Genomic DNA, 2,018 nt, shown 5'->3' on the forward strand with positions numbered 1-2,018 from the left:
TATGATTCTAAGGGTAATTTATTGCAGTATACAACAAAGGATGGCATCACGACGTCTATTATCTGGGGATATAATGGCACCCAGCCTATTGCTAAGATAGTAGGATATCCTTATTCCATTGTCAGTCCTTTGGCATCTTCCATCATAAGTGCCTCAGATCAGGATGCTCTGAATCCTGCTAATGAAGCTAATCTTCTTCTGCAGCTCGATGCTTTCAGAAAAAACAGTGGATTAGAGGAAGGTCAGATTACAACCTACACCTACGATCCATTGATTGGTGTAACGAGTATCACTCCTCCATCAGGTATCAGGGAAGTTTATCTTTATGATACTGCCAACCGTTTGAAAGAGATCAGGGAAAATAATGCGTCGGGGAAGATACTGAAAGAGTTTAAGTACAACTACAAACAATAAAACCAAACCATGAAAAAAATAATCATTCCAATCAGTGCTTTGTTTGTAGTGGGACTTTCCCATGCTCAAACCCTTAACTTAAGCACCAATGAAAACTACGTTTACACAAAAACATACTTAACCGATCCTGCAGGCTCCACCCCTAAAAGCGTGGAAAGTGTCCAGTACCTTGACGGGTTGGGCAGACCAAAGCAGGCAGTAAACATCAAAGCTTCTCCGCTAGGGAGGGATGTTGTTACCCATTTTGTCTATGACCAGTATGGCAGGCAGGCTCAGGACTTTCTTCCTGTGCCTCAAAGTGGAACAGGTAACGGTGCTATTGTAAGCAGCCCTTTGGCAAATGCCACACAAGCTGATATTTACGGCTCAGAAATTATATTTTCAAAGAAAGAATTTGAAGCATCTCCTCTGGACAGAGTTCTTGAGCAGAAGCAGGTCGGTACAGCATGGAGCAATAAACCTGTAAAGTTCGGTTACGAAGCCAATGAAAACGGTGAAGTAAAAAAGTATGTGGCAACATTTGATTATGCCGGCTTCAATTCCATAATCACACTCTCTCCTACTCCATACGGTGCAGGACAGCTCTACAAGAATACGGTCACCGATGAAGACGGCAATAAAACCATAGAGTTTAAGAATGGCCAGGGGCAGGTTCTTTTGGTAAGAAAAATGCTTGATGCTACAACAGAAGCAGATACCTATTACGTTTATAACGATTACAACCAACTCGCTTATGTTATCCCTCCTTTGGCAGTGGCTGCCAACTCTGTCGATACAACGACTTTAAACAATCTTTGCTACCAGTACAAATATGACAGCCGTAACCGTTTGGTGGAAAAGAAGCTTCCCGGAAAAGGTTGGGAGTTTATGGTGTACGACAAGCAGGACCGTCTGGTTGGAACACGTGATTCGAACCTTGAAGAAAAAGGTCAGTGGCTCTTTACCAAATACGATCAGTTCGGACGTGTGGCCTTCACGGGTATCAGTACAGGAGGAGATAGATTGACAGAACAGACAGATGCCGATTTAAAAGGAAGCAACAATATGAACCGTAATGATACGAGCGGCTTTACCCATGAAGGGATGACTGTTTATTATACAGGTCGTGCCTACCCTTCCGATTCAAAGTATTTGAAGCTTTTAACCATAAGCTATTATGACAAATATGCTCCTTACAGTTTTAACCCTGCTTTTCCAACAACCGTTTTCAGTGTTCCGATCATCACCGACAACAGCATAAACAGTGATGTGAGCACGAAAAGTCTTCCGGTGATGAGTTTGGTGAAAAATATTGAGGATGACAACTGGACAAAAAATTATACATGGTACGATTCAAAAGGAAGACCTCTGGCTACCCATTCAATAAATCATTTAGGAGGATATACCAAAACGGAATCTCTATTGGATTTTTCGGGAACCCCGCAGCAGGTCGTAACCAGGCATAAAAGATTGAATACCGATACAGAAAGAGTTATTACAGAAAACTTTACCTATGACAATCAAAACAGGTTGCTTACCCATACCCATCAAGTTGATGCCAATCCTGTAGAATATCTTGCGCAGAATAAATACAACGAACTCTCACAGCTGGAAAGCAAAAAGGT

Annotated in this window: 1 protein-coding gene and 1 pseudogene; both read left to right on the plus strand. The window is 42.0% G+C overall.

The window, feature by feature from the left end; all coding sequences use genetic code 11:
• A pseudogene (locus tag OF897_RS21450) lies at positions 1 to 414 on the plus strand (RHS repeat domain-containing protein); the annotation flags it as partial.
• Positions 415 to 462: 48 nt separating this feature from the next.
• The coding region (locus OF897_RS21455) for a DUF6443 domain-containing protein (protein WP_267267705.1) at positions 463 to 2,018 on the plus strand (1,556 nt) is incomplete at its 3' end.

Origin of the sequence: Chryseobacterium formosum (assembly GCF_026460885.1) — a bacterium.
Taxonomy (GTDB): Bacteria; Bacteroidota; Bacteroidia; order Flavobacteriales; family Weeksellaceae; genus Chryseobacterium; species Chryseobacterium formosus.